Source organism: Gordonia sp. L191 (assembly GCF_030077625.1).
In the GTDB taxonomy this organism is placed as follows: domain Bacteria; phylum Actinomycetota; class Actinomycetes; order Mycobacteriales; family Mycobacteriaceae; genus Gordonia; species Gordonia polyisoprenivorans_A.
On record NZ_CP125996.1, the window covers coordinates 3,589,875 to 3,604,787 of the forward strand.

The following is a 14,913-nucleotide window of genomic DNA, read 5'->3' on the forward strand; positions in this document are numbered from 1 at the left end:
GGCGTCCATGAACGCCATTTCGCCTGCCCATAAGCATTTTTCGCGCCCGGACCAGGTCGTCGACAGGGGATCAAACTAACGTCATTAGACGAGACACTAGACACTATTTGTCGCATGTGGCATTGTGGCCGCCATGGAACGCGAAGAGAAGATCCAGCTGACCAAGCGGCTGATCGCCCACGTCGACCACGATTCGACCGATTACGCAGACGACCTCCTGCGGGTTCCGTTCTCCGTCTTCGACGATCCGGAACTGGCGCGCAAGGAACTCGCGGTGGTGCGTCGATTCCCGCACATCGTGGCCCACGTCGACGAGTTCGAGAAGACCGGCAGCTTCGTGACGACCGACCTGATGGGTACGCCGTTGCTCCTCGTGAAGCAGTCCGACGGCACCATCCGCGCGTTCTCCAATGTGTGCCGTCACCGCGGTTCGAAGGTTGAGTTCGCCGAGTCCGGGTGCAAGCGGGTGTTCAGCTGCCCTTACCACAATTGGGCGTACGGCAAGGACGGTGCACTGCGCGGGATGCCCCATGCCGAGGGTTTCGACAGGATGGACCGCACCGAGTTCGGGCTCGTCGAGTTCCCCTGCGAAGTAAGGCATTCGCTGGTGTGGGTGGTCCCGACGCCGGGCGCCGACCTGGACATTGCCGCCACCCTGGGACACAAGCACGATGCCGAGGTCGCTGACACCGGGATGACCACGTCGTATCAGGTCCGCAAGGAGACCTGGCGGCTCGGGATGAACTGGAAGATCGCCGTCGACGGCGTGCAGGACTCGTATCACCTGTGCCAGTTGCACACCAAGACGGTGTGCAACTACCTGGAGGGCAACATCACCGCCTTCGACATGGTCGATCGGTCGTGGCGGCTGGTCGTGGCGCGCAAGTCCATCACCGAGGTACGCGACGCGGACCCCGACACCTACGACGTCCGTGATTACTCGTTGGCGAATTACACCGTGTACCCCGGCACCATGCTCGTCACCGAGCCGAACCATTTCGAGGTCTGGACCATCGTCCCCGATCCCGACGACCCGAATGTCTCGTACTGCACCATCCGGCTGCTCTCGCCGACGAAGCCGCAGACCGCCCGAGAGGAGCGGATTCTCGAGAAGAACTGGGATCTGTTGATGGAGACGCTGCACGACGAGGACTGGTTCGTCACCAAGACCATCACCGACAACGCCGCCAACGGCCAGGTCGACGAACTCATCTACGGGCGCAACGAACTTCCCGGGCAGGTCTTCCACACGATGGTCGCGCGCGATGTTGCCACGCTGGCCGCCCCCGGCGAGCCGGCACATGTCACAGCCGGGCCGGAATATGTCACCGGAGAGCCGGTCGCGTGACGCCGACGCCCTCCTCATCGTCGGCCGCGGCTCGGCTCCGACCCTCCTGGCAGGACCAGCTGCAGCCGACCGCCCCGGGGGCCGATGAGTTCGCCGAACTCACCGGAGCCGTTGCACTGCTTGCCGAATCGTTCACTCGCAGCGATCCACCACCGGAGGTGGTCGCCGTGCTCACCGCGCGCATCCGCGATATCGCCGCCGTGCTCACCGATTACGAGGTCTCCGAGGACGACCAGCCCGCCGGGAAGCTGTGGGATCGCCCGGGTCGTGGGCAGATCCTCACTCCGGCGCTGCATGTCGACGAGGTCACCGCCGAGGCGGTGCGTGCCCGGTTCACCCTCGGTCGCTTCCATTCCGGTCGCGATGCGCTCAACGGCGGCGTCACCCCGATGATCTTCGACGAGGCGCTGTCACGACTGGCCAATGCGGGTGGTCGTGCCTGGGCGCGCACCGCACATCTTGCCGTCGATTACCGCGCTCCCGCACCCCTGCACCGGGAGTTGTCGGTGACCGCGGAACTCGTCGGCGAGGACGGCCGTAAACGCTGGATGCGCGGGGAGATCCACGACGGCACCACCCTGCTCGCCGAGGCCACCGGACTCTGGATCGTCCCCCGTCCACCACAACCGAAAGCTCACTCATGACCGGTTATTCGCTCCTGAACGGGGTACGCATCCTCGAGGTCGCACAACTCGCTCCGTCCTCGCTCGGCGGCCATCTGGCCGACCTGGGGGCCGAGGTGATCAAGATCGAGACGGGCCCGCTCGGCGATCCGGTTCGCGTCGGCGGCAGTCGGACCATCGGCGACGACGACGGCCCCGCGTTCATGCATTTGCGGTGGAACCGGGGCAAGAGGTCCGTCGAGCTCGATCTTCGTACCGAACAGGGCAAGCGCGACTTTCTCGATCTCGCCGCCCACAGCGACGCCGTCGTGGAGGGGATGCGCGGCGGCTATCTGGACTGGCTCGGCCTGGGGCTGCCCGAACTCCGCAAGGTCAATCCGCGCATCGTCCTGTGCAGCGTCTCGGGTATGGGCACCGACGGTCCCTACCGGACCCTGGGCACCGGCGGCCCCGTATTCGACGCGTTCGCCGGTCTGCGCGAGGTCAACACCCCGACCGATGAGCCACCCACCGACGGGATGGCGGGTTCGCGGACCCCGCCCATCGCGATGTACGCGCTGGGCGCCTACGGTGCGATGGCCCTGTTGGCGGCGATGCACAAGGCCACGGCGACCGGCAAGGGCAGTCACGTCGAGGTCGCCGGAATCGACATCGCCGCCGCGTGGATGCCGGATCTCGTTGACGCCGAGCTGAATCGAGATGCATCGACGGCACGGTCCACGTGGCTACCCGACGGGCGGCTGCCCGACTGGCCCCGCCTGGAGGCCTATCGCACCGCCGACGGCGAGGCCATTCTCTTCGGCTCACATGTCGAGAAGTTCTGGCACCATTTCTTGCGAGCGGTGGACCGCGAAGACCTGATCGATGTCGATCTCACCCGCGTCGACGACGGCGCCGCCGACCGCGCGAATCTCGTCTGGCGTGAACTCACCAGAATCTTCGCCACCCGCACGCGCGCCGAATGGATCGAGGTCTTCCTCGAACACGGCATCGCCGGCGGCCCCGTCAACAGCGTGCGCGATCTGCTCGACGACCCGCACTTCCGGGCGCGCGAGACCACCTACACCGTCTCCCATCCCACCGCCGGGGAGCTCGAATTCCTCCGGAGTCCGGTGCGGGTGCACGGCGAGAAATTCGCGCCCGCACTGCCTCCCGAGGTCGGCGCCGACACCGCAGAGGTCCTCGCCGAGCTCGTCGACCGCCGCGGATGACCGGCGGTTCGCATCCGACTCTGCGCAACCATTCCGCCCATAACCTATCTATGTTAGTTTTGAGCCACCTCATGTGAGTGGCGTCACACACAGCGGTCCGCCCGGACCCAGGCAGGAGCCAGCCCGATGAATCTCGCAGAACTCACCCGCTACTGGGGCAAGACGCGACCCACCCAGGACGCCATCGTCTTCGAGGGACGGACCCAGAGTTGGGCGGAGGTCGACGCCGTCACCGATGCCCTTGCCCGCGGGCTGGCCGCACGGGGAGTCGGCGCGGGTGACCGGGTCGGCCTGCTGATGCTCAACCGCCCCGAACTCGCGCACCTGATCCTTGCCGTGGTCAAACTCGGTGCACTCGGCGTCCCGTTGAACTTCCGGCTGACCGGCCCCGAACTGGCGCCGATGATCACCGACAGTGCGCCGCGCGTCATCATCGTCGAGGAGCGGTTCGCCGGGTTGCTCGACGTGGCGGCCGACCATGCCGACTTCGAGGTGTTCTCGGTGGACGGCACGAGCCACCGACCCTATGACACGTTGATCGACTCCGGGCGCGCACCAGTCGTCGACATCTCGCCCGACGATCCCGCGTTCATCTGCTACACCTCGGGGACCACCGGCGTGCAGAAGGGTGCGCTGATCACCCATCGCAGCGCGATGACGCCGGGAATCTCGCAGACCATCAGCTTCGGCTTCACCAGCTCCGATCGTGTGATGTGTTCGGCTCCACTGGTGTTCACGGGTTCGCTGCTGTCGATCTTCGTCCAGCTGGTCCTGGTGCCGGGGGCGACCATGGTGCTGTTGCGCGAATTCGATCCCGAGATCGCCCTGGACACCTTCGAACGGGAGCAGGTCACCGCCACCACCACCGTGCCCGTCATCTGGGAGCGGATGGCCGCGCTCCCCGACTTCGGACGCCGCACACTGGCCGAGTTCACCTTCGCCGGCACCGGCGGGGCACCGGTGAGCCCGGATCTTCTCGAGTTCTATCGAGAACACGGTATTCCGCTGATCCAGGTGTACGGACTGACCGAGGCATCCGGGATGGTCTCCACACTGAGCTACCAGGATGCCTTGACGCGCCCCGGTTTTGCCGGTCTCGCGCTGGTCGGTACCGAGGTGCGGATCGGCGATCCCGGTACGACGACGCCGGCCGGCGAGGTCGGCGAGATCCTCGTCCGGGGCGAACACGTGATGCGGGAGTACTGGGCGAAACCCGAGGCGACCGCGGCCACCCTGACCGACGGCTGGTTGCGGACCGGAGATCTCGGGCTCCAGGACGAGCAGGGATTCCTCAAGATCGTCGACCGCAGCAAGGACATGTTGATCTCCGGTGGGATCAACGTCTATCCCGCCGAGATCGAGAAGACGCTGCACGCCATCGACGGTCTCGTCGACTGCGCGGTGATCGGGGTCAAGGACGAGACCTGGGGCGAGGTGCCCATGGTGGTCTTCCACAGCGAGCGCGAACCCGCCGCGGTGATCGCCGACATCGCCGCGGTCTCCGAGGTGAATCTGGCAAAGTTCAAGCGCCCCAAGCACGCCGTCGCATTGGACGAGCCACTTCCGCGCACCTTCTCCGGAAAGCTCGCCAAACCGACGTTGCGCCAACGCTTCCCCGGCGTGCCTGCGTCCGCGGTTCCCATCTCCCCGGTGTCGGCCACCCCGGTTGCCGTCACCCCGGAACCCCAGCCGCCGGCGCCGGTCGGGGGAGAAACGGTGACGGCGTGAGGGCACAGAGCCTTGCGGGACAAGGCGTCACGCTGCGCGCGGATATGTGGCAGCCGGAGCAGACGAGCACACGCGGGAGTGTGCTGTTGCTCCACGGGGGAGGCCAGACCCGGCATTCGTGGCAGCGCACCGGTCGTCGGCTGGCCGAACACGGGTGGAGCGCCTATGCCGTCGACGCCCGGGGCCACGGGGAGAGCCAGTGGGCCGACGACGGGGACTACAGCATTGCCGCGCATGCCCGCGATGTCGTCGATGTTGCCGAATCCCTGTCGGAACCAACGGTTCTCGTCGGCGCATCGCTCGGTGGGATGGCCTCACTGATCGCGCAGGCCACCAATCCCGGACTGGCTCGTGCGCTGGTACTCGTCGACATCACACCGCGCGCCGAGCCGGAAGGGCTCGCGCGCATCCATTCCTTCATGCAGCGCGGGCTCGACGGCTTCGATTCTCTCGAGGACGCGCTGCACGCGGTCGCTGCCTACAATCCCCACCGCAGTCGTCCACCTCGCATCGAGGGACTCCGCAAGAACCTTCGGCAGCGCGATGGCCGGTGGTACTGGCATTGGGATCCGCGCATCCTCACCCACCGCGAGAACAGCCCTGAACACGCCACCGCCAGAGAAGGTCACGCACGCGAGGCGGCACGTCGGATCGACGTCCCGACGCTACTGATCCGGGGCGCCCAGTCCGACGTCGTCAGCGATGCCGGAGTCCGCGAACTGCTCGAGCTCATTCCCGGGTCCACCCACCTCGACGTGTCGGGTGCGGGCCACATGGTCGGTGGCGACGACAACGACGTGCTCAGCGAAGGACTGCTCGACTTCCTCGACACCCTGTGACACCCGATTTCCGGGATTCCCGTTCTTGGCCACCCCCGACACCCGAAATCCGGGTGCCCCACACCGATCCGAACGACGTTCGGGCAAGAGAGGAAAGATCATGACACGACTCGAGGGCAAGGTTGTCTTCATCACCGGAATCGCTCGCGGCCAAGGGCGTTCGCATGCCGTCCGGATGGCGCAGGAAGGTGCTCGGATCATCGGCATGGATATCTGTGACCAGATCCCCACCGTGTTCTATCCGATGGCGACCCGTGAGGATCTCGCCGAGACCGAGCGGCTGGTGAAGGAGGCGGGCGCGGAGATCGTCACGACCGTCGGCGACGTGCGCAAGCGCGAAGACATCGAGCGCGCACTCGAACTCGGGATCGAACAGTTCGGGCGGCTCGACACGGTGATCGCCAACGCGGGCATCATGCCCGTCATCGGCCCCGGCGACGCGCCGCAGGCCTGGCATGACGCCGTCGATGTCATGCTGACCGGCGTGTGGCAGGTCCTCGACGTGACCGTGCCCCGGCTGGTGCAGCAGGGCACGGGCGGATCGATCATCATCACCAGCTCCGCGGCCGGTCTGACCAGCATGGGCCTCAACACCTTTGCCGGACAGGCCGGGTACACGGCGTCCAAGCACGGCGTCGTCGGATTGATGCGCCTGTACTCCAAGCAGCTGGCCAAGGACTCGATTCGGGTGAACACCGTGCACCCGACCGGCGTCAACACCCCGATGGTCGCCAACGCCGAGTACGGCGAGTTCGTCAACACCCACCCCGAGGTGGCCAATGACGAGGCCTACAAGAACCCGATGCCGGTCGAACTCATCGAGGCGGTCGACGTGAGCAATGCGATGGTCTTCCTCGCCTCCGACGAGGCGCGCTACATCACCGGGATCACGCTGCCCGTCGACGCGGGATACAACAACCGCTGAGGATCGGGCCCCCTACTCCGGATTCGGCGACCTTCTGCCACCTAATGGGTATAGGTTGACTGCGCACCAACGTCCACCCTCCCCATCCCGAAGAGAGCCGAATCATGGTCACCTCACCCCGATCCCCCGATCCCGTGGCCCCGCCTCGGAGACGCCCGCTCATGGCCGCCGGTCGGAGACGCGCGGCCATGGTCGGCGCCGGGGCACTGGCCGCACTGGCATTGGTCGGTGCGGTCAGTGCGACCGCCGCCGCCGATCCGCTTGCCACCACCGGACCCGCACAGACCGACTGGACCACCGCACTGCGGCTGTCGATTGCGCAGCCCAACCTGGTGCCGCCCGGTATGAACGACCCGAACTGTCGGCCGTCGGCGGCACATCCGCGGACGGTGGTTCTGCTCAACGGCGCGTTCGTCAACAAGTACGGCATCTGGGCGAGGTTGTCGCCCGTGCTGGCCGCGGCCGGTTACTGCGTCTATGGGCTCGACTACGGCACCACGATCCCGGGGCCCTTCCATCAGATGGGCGATGCCCGCTCGTCCGCCCGCGAGATCGGGGACTTCATCGACGGCGTGCGCCGTCATACCGGTGCCGATCAGGTCGATCTCGTCGGCTATTCCGAGGGCGGATTCGTGCCGTTCTACTACCTCAACGAGCTCGGCGGCGCATCCCGGGTACACACCTTCGTGGCGGTGGCGTCACCGATGCGTGGGATGAGTTTTCATGGGGCACTGGAACTTCTGTCGCGGACGCCGGCGACGCGCCAGCTGCTGCAGGCAGCTCTCCCCGCCGCCATCGACGGCACCAAGGGCTCTGCATACATGCAGGAGATCAGCCGCCACGGGCTGACCCGACCGAACGTCACCTACGTCACCATCAGTTCGCGCGACGACAGTGTCGTGGCACTGAACGAAACCCAGTTGCCGCCGGTGCCCAACATGACGAACATCGTGATCCAGGATCTCGACCCTCGGACCTCGGCGTTCCACGGCGCCATCACCTACAACACCGTGGCGCTGGACTCCGTGTTGCACGCTTTGTAGGCGGTGGAGACACGGCGGGTTACTTGACTGCGGGTTACTTGACTGCGGGTTACAAGACTGCGGGTCACAACACGTCGGGTTACAGACGGCGGGGTACGACATGACGGGGTACAACACCCCTCGTGCCGTACCCCGTCGTGTCATTACCCCGACTATCGGCCGCCGATGGGGATCGGTGCCGTGTCCGCGACATCGGCGCCGTGGGCCTGTGCCGGGGCGCGGATCTCGTCCTCCTGCGCCATCGATTCACGGATCGCGCGCTGGGCGTTTTCCGGCAACGACGGCAACAACTCCAACACCCGCTGACGATGCCGCCCGACCGCCTTGCGTTCGGGCATCCCCGGATTCGGCTGCACCTGCGGAATGATCTCGGTGAAATCGTCCTTCGTGCCACCACCAGAAATCCCGGCCGCCGCCATCGCCGCCTCTTGCGCAGCAACCGCGTCGTCCTTTTCCTCCGACATACCGATCGGACCGAACCGATCACCGGAGAGGAACTGCTTGACCACCGGCTGCTCCGAGGTCAGCAGCTGCTCCCGCGGACCGAACATCACCAACTCCTTGCGGAACAACATCCCGATGTTGTCCGGAATCGTCCGAGCGATGTTGATGTTGTGCGTCACGATCAGGATCGTCGCATCGATCTGCGCATTGATATCAATCAACAACTGCGAAATGTAGGCGGTACGCACCGGATCCAAACCCGAGTCCGGCTCATCACACAAGATGATCTGCGGATCCAACACCAACGCCCGCGCCAACCCGGCACGCTTACGCATACCACCGGAGATCTCACCCGGCAGCTTGTCCTCCGCACCGGCCAGACCGACCAGGTCGATCTTCTCCATCACGATGTCGCGGACCTCGTTCTCCTTCTTCTTCGTGTGCTCACGAAGCGGGAACGCGATGTTGTCATACAAACTCATCGACCCGAACAGCGCACCGTCCTGGAACAACACACCGAACAACTTGCGGATCTCATACAGTTCCTTGGCCGAACACTGGGTGATGTCGGTGCCATCGATGATCACCGATCCCTGCTCGGGATGCAGCAAACCGATCAACGTCTTCAAGAACACCGACTTACCGGTACCCGACGGACCCAACAACGCCGACACCTCACCCTCCGGCAAGGTCAACGACACATCACGCCAAATATTCTGCGAACCAAACGACTTGGTGAGGTTGGCGACGCTCACTTCGACACCCATGATGGATTTCCGTCCCGTCGTCTCAGTTGCCGGGCGCCGGAGCCGAGCCGGCAGGCGCGGGGGCAGCGGGGGCCGGGGATGCGGGAGCCGACGTCGCTGCGCCACCCGGGGCGGTGCCACCCGAAGCATTGCCACCCGAAGCATTGCCATCGTCACCGGTCCCCAGATTGGTTCCGATGCCGCTGATCTCGCTGATCTGCCAGTTCTGATTCGGGTCGATGGTCACCTTGTAGGTGGCCGTCGATTCGATGCCGTCGGGAGCCTGGGCGTTCTTGGTCGTCACGTTGACGAACGCCACCACCTGGTAGGTGCCATTGTCCTGCGAGACGACCTTGGCGGCGATCGGCTCGGCGGTCGAGGACCACTGCAGCGGCACGATGAGCTGCTCCATCGACTGCGACGCCTTGCGGAGACGGTCGGCGAGTTCCGGAGTGGTGTTCTGGGTCAGTCGCGTACGCCAGTCGTCGGGGTTCTGGTAGTTCATCTGGGCTGCGCCGGTGGCGTAGTCGAGGGCGACCTTCTCGGCCCGAGCGCTGTTCGCCGTGGCCGACTTCATGTCGTCGACCTGCCCGGAGACCGCGACCAGTCGCCAGCTCAGTACGGCGATGACGGCGACCACGACCACCGCCAGCACCCCGAGCGCGAGGGTGCGCATCGATACCGATCGCGCAGCGAGACGACCGGTCTTCGACGGCTCATCGTCCTTCGTCGACTCCTCGGTCTTCTCAGTGGTTTTCGCGTCGCTCGTCGTCCTGCCGGTGGAGTTGCTGTCGGTCGTGGCCGTGTCCGTCGTGGCCGTGCCGGTCGTCGCACTATCGATGGTCTCGGTGCTCTCGTCGGCGATGCCGTCCACGGAGTCCTTGGTTGCTGAGGTCATGGGTGGGTCTCCTTCGTCAGGTGTGTGATCGTGCGTGCGCCGCGGCGCCGGTGGGGTCATCGGGTGCTATCGCCCCCCACCGGCGGGGACGTGGATCGCCAGGGCACCGTTCGGCTGCGTCGAGGCGAGCATTTGGTCGAGGACGCGGCCGAGGTCGACCGTGCGCAACGAGGCCGCACCCGCTCGCGCCGCCGGGAGCAGGTTCACGCCGATCACATTGAGGTTGGCCGAATTCACGTCGAGGAACTTCTGGAGTTCGCCGAACAATGGACTGGCACCGTACTTGACACCGTCGTAGAGCGGTCCACCGAGGACCACGGCATCACGCACCGAGGCGAGCAGTCCCTCGAATCCCACGCCGAAGCCGTTCATCAGCGGTGTCGTCTGCCGCAGCAGATCGGGGATGGGTCCGGTCCGCATGATCAACGGCTGCAAGGTACTCAGCAGCGACACCATCGCATCGGACTGCTGGGTGAACTCGTCGCCGAACAATCGGCCGGCGCGGTTGAGACTGCCGATCACCTCCTGACCTTCGGGAAGTCCGGTGTTGAGTTCACCGAAAACGCGTTGTACCTCTTGCGGATCGACCTGGTTGAGGATGTCGGTCAGCCGTTGCGAGAGTTCTTTGAAGGTGGTGGGCACGGTGACCTGCTGCGGATCGATCCGGGCGTTGTTCTGCAGGTACGGACCCGCCGTGCTGTTCGGGAGCACCGCCACATAGGCCTCGCCGAGTGCCGAGAGATTGTCCACCCGGAACGTGCTGTTGAGGGGTATGTGGTCGGAATCGGGGTAATCCCAGGTGATCACGGCACCCGACGTGGACTGACTGATGTCGGTGACGTGCCCGATCTCGATGCCCCGCAACAGTACTCGCGATCCCACCAGGAGACCGTTCGTGTCGGGCACGGTCATCGAGGCATGCCGGGCACCGGGCGAGGCGATGTGCAGACCCACGTTGAGGATGTAGGCGATCGACAATCCGGCCAGCACCAGCATGGCCAGGACCGACACACGTGTCTTGGTGATCATCGGATCGCTCCCAACATGCGCAGCAGATTCTTTGCGTCCCCGATGAGTTGGCCACCATTGCCGCCGGACACCGACGTCACGTTCACCGACGGATTCTGGGCGAAGGGCAGCAGCGTGCTCTGCAGGAACTCGGTCAGTTCGGCGCCCGCATCGGGCGCCTCGTCCCACATATCGCGGCCGGCCATCGTGGTCGCGGCGACCGAACGCAGCATCGGGATCAGCCACACACCACCGATGAAGATCGAACCGACCGACGGCAGGAGCGTACTGATGTGTGCCACCACCGATGTCGCCACGCGATCCCAGTAGTGGGCGGCCTCCGGCCCGAACACCCCCGCGATCTGCGGTGCCACCCGCCCGAACATCAGCGACGTCTGGTTCATGCCGTCGATCAGGCGGTCGAGCTCATCGGTCTGACCGGCCAGGTTGTCGAGGTCCTTGGCCACCGTTGTCGACATGCGGCGCACATCGGGAATCGAGGGCATCGTCTTGTTCAACGTGGCCATCGTGTCCTGCGCTTTCTGGATACTGCCGCCGTTGACGAAGTAGGCCAACACGGCGATCGTGTCCTCCAGCGTGGGCGGGGAGGTCGTCCGGGCCAGCGGCACCACTCCCCCGTCCTGCAGGTAGCCGCTGCTGTCGGGACCGGCGGCCGGTGGCGTCAACGCCAGGTAGGTGTCACCGAGCAAGGTGTTCTGCCGGATGATCGCCGTGGTGTCGGCAGGTACCCGGGTGGAGTCGCTGAGGCCCACCTTGACGTCGACACCGTTGGCCGATTCCGACGTGCTCTCGACGGTGCCGATCCGAATGCCGTTCATCATGACGTCGGCGCCCGCCGGGAGGTTCAGGACACTCGCGAACTGCAGGGTGACGTGGTAATCGGCGCTGACTCCGGCCCGCACCGACGGTAATTTGTTGGGGCTCAGCGACGAACATCCTGTCGCCGCGGCCATGATCGTCACCGCCAGCACGAGGGCGAACACGGTGGTGAGGTGTCGTCTGGTCATCACTGGCCCGCCTTGTCGAGCAGAAGTGTGAAGAGGTTCATCGTGGTCGTCCGTCCCGCGTCGCAACTGACCCGCAGTGCCGAGCACTGTGCAGCCGAAAGTGCCACTCCCGGCGCACGATACGGAACCGACAGTCCACCTGCTGACTCCTGTTGATTCAATGCAGCGGAGATGGACGGCACCATCGCATACAACTTCTGCAGATCCGGTGCGCGTGCTGCCGCCAGCGCGATGAGGTCCTTGACCGGTCCTTGGACGATCGGCCAGATGATGGAACCGTAGTTGCGCTGGATGTCGTAGACGGTGGCCACGGTCCACCCGACGCCCACGTCGAACTTGGAGACGTCACCGAACAGGGTTGTGCCCTTGGCCGCGACCGTCGGCATCTGGTTGAGGATCGACATGATGGACCCCCAGTCCTGCAGTGCATTCTGCGTCAGCGGAGCCATGTTGGCGATCGCCGAGCCGATGTTGGCGACGAAGTCGTCGGGGCTCTTCGCCGCGGCCGAAGCGTGTTCGAACATGCTGTTCGCGGTGTTGCCGGTACCGGCGAGCGCCTTGTCGATACCGTCGAGCGACCCTTGCAGGTCCGGGCTTCCGTTGTCCGACAACGACTTGAGAAAGTCCGACGCCGAGCCGGTGATCTCGGAGATGCTCTTGGGGGTGAAAGAGTTCTCCTTGGAGATGCAGTGTCCCGCCGTCAACACCGGGCCACCGCGGTAATTGCCGACCAGTTCCACGCTGCGATCGGCCAACAGTGACTTGGATCGCGTGACCGCCTGAACATCCGCCGGGTAGGAACGTCCGCCGTCGAGCGAGAACGTCACCCGGACATGGTCACCCTGCGCCTCGATCTTGGCGACCTTGCCGACCCGATATCCCATCTGGGTCACCGGGTTTCCGACGTAGAGGCCGATGGCATCGGGGAGATCGGCGCAGAAGCCGTCGCCACCTGCGGAACCGCCGGTGTCACCGGAGTTGGCCGACCCGACACCGACCGCGAGCACGGTGGCCGCGACCGCGATCACCGCGGCGATCGAGAGACCGACGAGCCCTCTTCGACGAGACATCATCAGCAGTCCTTTCCCGGTACCGGGATGCAGAGGTTGTTCAGATCGACCGTGCCGCCGCCGAGTTGACGCATCCCGTCGGGACCGATCCACTGCGCCAGCCGATCCCGCAGACTGAGCAGACCATCGATCGCCGGCCCCATCTGCTTCTGCCAGGCCAGGATCGCGTCGCGGATCGCATAGACGTTCTGTCGCACCAGATCCGAGTGCTCGAGATAGAACTTCTCGAAGGGCATCAGCCGCGACAGAATCGATCCGAGCAACTTGTAGGTGTAGTTGAAGCCCGCGGAGTTGTTGTTGTAGGTCGTCACCACGGTGTCGATCTTGTTGATCAGGTCGAACACGAACTCCCGATTGGCGTTGAAGGTCTGCAGATACTCCTGGGCCAGAGCGGCGATCTGATGGACCTGGGTGCGCTGCTGGTCGAAGACGGTGGTGATCGAGTTCATGCCGTCGACGATCGAGCGCAACGAGGTCGAATTGCCTTGCAGAGCTTGGGCAACCTGGGCCAGGTTGGCGTTCACGGTCGACGCTTTGACGTCGTCGGTGACCTTGGGTGCCTGCTGCAGGACATCACCGATCGAGTAGGGAACCGAAACCCGGCTCGCCGGGATCGTCGCGGCGGTCTCGGAGCGGCCGAGGGGGATCAGCGTGACTGCGTAACCGCCGACCGGGGTCAGCATGCGGACCTCGATCCGCGACAGGTCGCCGACCCATGTGTTGTTGTCGATGCGCGCATCGACGGTGACCGCGTCCTGCCCGATGCTGATCGAGGACACCTTTCCGACGCTCACGCCGGCGACGCGGACGTCGGCACCGGTCTCGATCGCCGACGCGTCGGTGGTCTCGAACGAGATCGTCTTCTGGTCCGGTGGCCGGATGTAGATGATCCCGAGTACCCCGAGGACCACGATGGCCAGGACCACCACGCCGATTCCGAGGAGTGCGTCGCTGGAGCTGAAGCGACTCAGCCACGAACCCCGACGTGCCGAACTCCGTTGTGTCACTTTGCGCACAGGACCACCTCGCTACCGCTGAGAAGCACTTGCACGTCGGAGGGCAGTTGTGCGCGCCCGTTGGTGCAGTGGGTGTTGACCGCGCCGCGTGTCTGGGTGGTCTTGAGTCCCGCCAGGGTGTTCGGCATGAGTGTGAACGAGTTCAGCGCGTCGGTCATCGTGTGGAAGACATGGGTGAGCAATACGTCGACGTCGAGGTCGGGGCTGACCCCGAGCGAGGCGAGGATCTGCTCGATGGGTTCGAGTAGCGCCGGACCGTAGGTCGCGGTCTTCGGGAACTCGCCGAGCACCTTCATCGCGTTGTCGATCGGCTTGTTCACCGCCTGCATGAAGGCCAGCACGTACTGCGATCGTCCGCCCATCGAGTCGGAGATCCGACCCATGTTCTGGGCGAGGGTCGAGATGACGGCCTGCCGGTCCTTGGCGAAATCGGCCAGCTTCTGGGTGCTGTCGAGCATCGGTCCCAGTCCGGAGCCGTCACCCTGTAGCAGCGCAATCGCATTGGCGCTGAACGCGTTGATCTGATCGCTGTTCATGGTCGCCAGTACCGGTTGCAGGCCGTTGAACAGTTGGGTGATGTCGAACGACGGAGTCGTCTTGTTGGCGGCGAGATGGGTCACCGGCGTGCCCGGTGTGTCGCCGGCCTCGACATCGACGTACCGCACACCGGTGAGGTTCTGGTACTTGATCGCGAGCTTGCTGGTGTCGGTCAGCTTGTGCTGGTCGTCCATCGTGAAGGTCACGTGGACCACCGGCGGGCCGTCGGCACTGCCCTGCTCTAGATCGACGCCGGTGACCTTGCCGATCCGCATCCCTCTGGTGCGGACGTCACCGTTGACGTGTAACCCCGATGCGTCGGTGAAATCGGCTGTGTAGGTGTCGGTTCGGATGTTGTCGACCGGGTTGCGCATCGCGTTGACGACCAGGATGAACAGGAGCACGGTGATCACCGCGACGGCGGCCACCTTGGCCCCGGTGATGAGCAT

At 65.0% G+C, this 14,913-nt stretch carries 14 protein-coding genes; 7 read left to right on the forward strand and 7 right to left on the reverse strand.

The genetic code is table 11. The annotated features are described in order from the left end of the window. Nucleotides 1-133 precede the first annotated feature (133 nt). The 7 genes from QNM97_RS16260 to QNM97_RS16290 all read left to right on the forward strand — a co-directional run bounded on the left by QNM97_RS16260 (nucleotide 134) and on the right by QNM97_RS16290 (nucleotide 7,717). Nucleotides 134-1,348 (forward strand): aromatic ring-hydroxylating oxygenase subunit alpha, encoded by a 1,215-nt coding sequence (locus QNM97_RS16260; protein WP_283819387.1) that lies wholly within the window; start codon nucleotides 134-136, stop codon nucleotides 1,346-1,348. Continuing rightward, nucleotides 1,345-1,992, forward strand: a complete 648-nt coding sequence (locus QNM97_RS16265) for a PaaI family thioesterase (protein ID WP_283819388.1) — start codon at nucleotides 1,345-1,347, stop codon at nucleotides 1,990-1,992. The genes QNM97_RS16260 and QNM97_RS16265 overlap by 4 nt, the downstream gene beginning before the upstream one ends. Then, nucleotides 1,989-3,182, forward strand: a complete 1,194-nt coding sequence (locus QNM97_RS16270) for a CaiB/BaiF CoA transferase family protein (protein WP_283819389.1) — start codon at nucleotides 1,989-1,991, stop codon at nucleotides 3,180-3,182. The genes QNM97_RS16265 and QNM97_RS16270 overlap by 4 nt, the downstream gene beginning before the upstream one ends. A 126-nt stretch (nucleotides 3,183-3,308) precedes the next feature. Continuing rightward, nucleotides 3,309-4,910 (forward strand): class I adenylate-forming enzyme family protein, encoded by a 1,602-nt coding sequence (locus tag QNM97_RS16275; protein WP_283819390.1) that lies wholly within the window; start codon nucleotides 3,309-3,311, stop codon nucleotides 4,908-4,910. Nucleotides 4,911-4,954: 44 nt separating this feature from the next. After that, nucleotides 4,955-5,749 carry an alpha/beta fold hydrolase gene (locus QNM97_RS16280; protein ID WP_283823226.1) on the forward strand — a complete coding sequence of 265 codons (795 nt, stop codon included), beginning with the start codon at nucleotides 4,955-4,957 and terminating at the stop codon, nucleotides 5,747-5,749. A gap of 100 nt (nucleotides 5,750-5,849) precedes the next feature. Further along, nucleotides 5,850-6,674 carry a mycofactocin-coupled SDR family oxidoreductase gene (locus tag QNM97_RS16285; protein ID WP_283819391.1) on the forward strand — a complete coding sequence of 275 codons (825 nt, stop codon included), beginning with the start codon at nucleotides 5,850-5,852 and terminating at the stop codon, nucleotides 6,672-6,674. 161 nt (nucleotides 6,675-6,835) lie between these two features. Further along, nucleotides 6,836-7,717, forward strand: coding sequence for an esterase/lipase family protein (locus tag QNM97_RS16290; RefSeq protein ID WP_283819392.1), 882 nt, complete (start codon nucleotides 6,836-6,838; stop codon nucleotides 7,715-7,717). A 152-nt stretch (nucleotides 7,718-7,869) separates the two neighbouring features. Here the strand turns inward: QNM97_RS16290 and QNM97_RS16295 are convergent, their stop codons facing one another. From QNM97_RS16295 to QNM97_RS16325, 7 genes are all read right to left on the reverse strand, one after another. Beyond that, nucleotides 7,870-8,928, reverse strand: a complete 1,059-nt coding sequence (locus tag QNM97_RS16295; RefSeq protein WP_283819393.1) for an ABC transporter ATP-binding protein — start codon at nucleotides 8,926-8,928, stop codon at nucleotides 7,870-7,872. A 22-nt stretch (nucleotides 8,929-8,950) separates the two neighbouring features. After that, complete coding sequence (locus tag QNM97_RS16300; protein ID WP_283819394.1) at nucleotides 8,951-9,805, reverse strand: hypothetical protein; 855 nt, start codon at nucleotides 9,803-9,805, stop codon at nucleotides 8,951-8,953. Between the two features lie 66 nt (nucleotides 9,806-9,871). After that, nucleotides 9,872-10,834 carry an MlaD family protein gene (locus tag QNM97_RS16305; protein WP_283819395.1) on the reverse strand — a complete coding sequence of 321 codons (963 nt, stop codon included), beginning with the start codon at nucleotides 10,832-10,834 and terminating at the stop codon, nucleotides 9,872-9,874. Beyond that, nucleotides 10,831-11,841 carry an MlaD family protein gene (locus QNM97_RS16310; RefSeq protein WP_283819396.1) on the reverse strand — a complete coding sequence of 337 codons (1,011 nt, stop codon included), beginning with the start codon at nucleotides 11,839-11,841 and terminating at the stop codon, nucleotides 10,831-10,833. The genes QNM97_RS16305 and QNM97_RS16310 overlap by 4 nt, the downstream gene beginning before the upstream one ends. Then, nucleotides 11,841-12,914 (reverse strand): MlaD family protein, encoded by a 1,074-nt coding sequence (locus QNM97_RS16315; protein ID WP_283819397.1) that lies wholly within the window; start codon nucleotides 12,912-12,914, stop codon nucleotides 11,841-11,843. Before QNM97_RS16315 ends, QNM97_RS16310 begins: the two co-directional genes overlap by 1 nt. Then, nucleotides 12,914-13,927, reverse strand: a complete 1,014-nt coding sequence (locus QNM97_RS16320) for an MlaD family protein (RefSeq protein ID WP_283819398.1) — start codon at nucleotides 13,925-13,927, stop codon at nucleotides 12,914-12,916. The genes QNM97_RS16315 and QNM97_RS16320 overlap by 1 nt, the downstream gene beginning before the upstream one ends. Further along, the gene (locus QNM97_RS16325) at nucleotides 13,915-14,913 is read right to left on the reverse strand and encodes an MlaD family protein (protein WP_283823227.1); all 999 of its coding nucleotides are present in this window, start codon (nucleotides 14,911-14,913) and stop codon (nucleotides 13,915-13,917) included. Before QNM97_RS16325 ends, QNM97_RS16320 begins: the two co-directional genes overlap by 13 nt.

Coding starts and splice junctions, on each gene's coding strand:
- QNM97_RS16260 (WP_283819387.1), top strand. CDS start 134: ATGGAACGCGAAGAGAAGATCCAGCTGACCAAGCGGCTGATCGCCCAC.
- QNM97_RS16270 (WP_283819389.1), top strand. CDS start 1,989: ATGACCGGTTATTCGCTCCTGAACGGGGTACGCATCCTCGAGGTCGCA.
- QNM97_RS16275 (WP_283819390.1), top strand. CDS start 3,309: ATGAATCTCGCAGAACTCACCCGCTACTGGGGCAAGACGCGACCCACC.
- QNM97_RS16280 (WP_283823226.1), top strand. CDS start 4,955: ATGTGGCAGCCGGAGCAGACGAGCACACGCGGGAGTGTGCTGTTGCTC.
- QNM97_RS16285 (WP_283819391.1), top strand. CDS start 5,850: ATGACACGACTCGAGGGCAAGGTTGTCTTCATCACCGGAATCGCTCGC.
- QNM97_RS16290 (WP_283819392.1), top strand. CDS start 6,836: ATGGCCGCCGGTCGGAGACGCGCGGCCATGGTCGGCGCCGGGGCACTG.
- QNM97_RS16295 (WP_283819393.1), bottom strand. CDS start 8,928: ATGGGTGTCGAAGTGAGCGTCGCCAACCTCACCAAGTCGTTTGGTTCG.
- QNM97_RS16300 (WP_283819394.1), bottom strand. CDS start 9,805: ATGACCTCAGCAACCAAGGACTCCGTGGACGGCATCGCCGACGAGAGC.
- QNM97_RS16305 (WP_283819395.1), bottom strand. CDS start 10,834: ATGATCACCAAGACACGTGTGTCGGTCCTGGCCATGCTGGTGCTGGCC.
- QNM97_RS16310 (WP_283819396.1), bottom strand. CDS start 11,841: ATGACCAGACGACACCTCACCACCGTGTTCGCCCTCGTGCTGGCGGTG.
- QNM97_RS16315 (WP_283819397.1), bottom strand. CDS start 12,914: ATGATGTCTCGTCGAAGAGGGCTCGTCGGTCTCTCGATCGCCGCGGTG.
- QNM97_RS16325 (WP_283823227.1), bottom strand. CDS start 14,913: ATGCTCATCACCGGGGCCAAGGTGGCCGCCGTCGCGGTGATCACCGTG.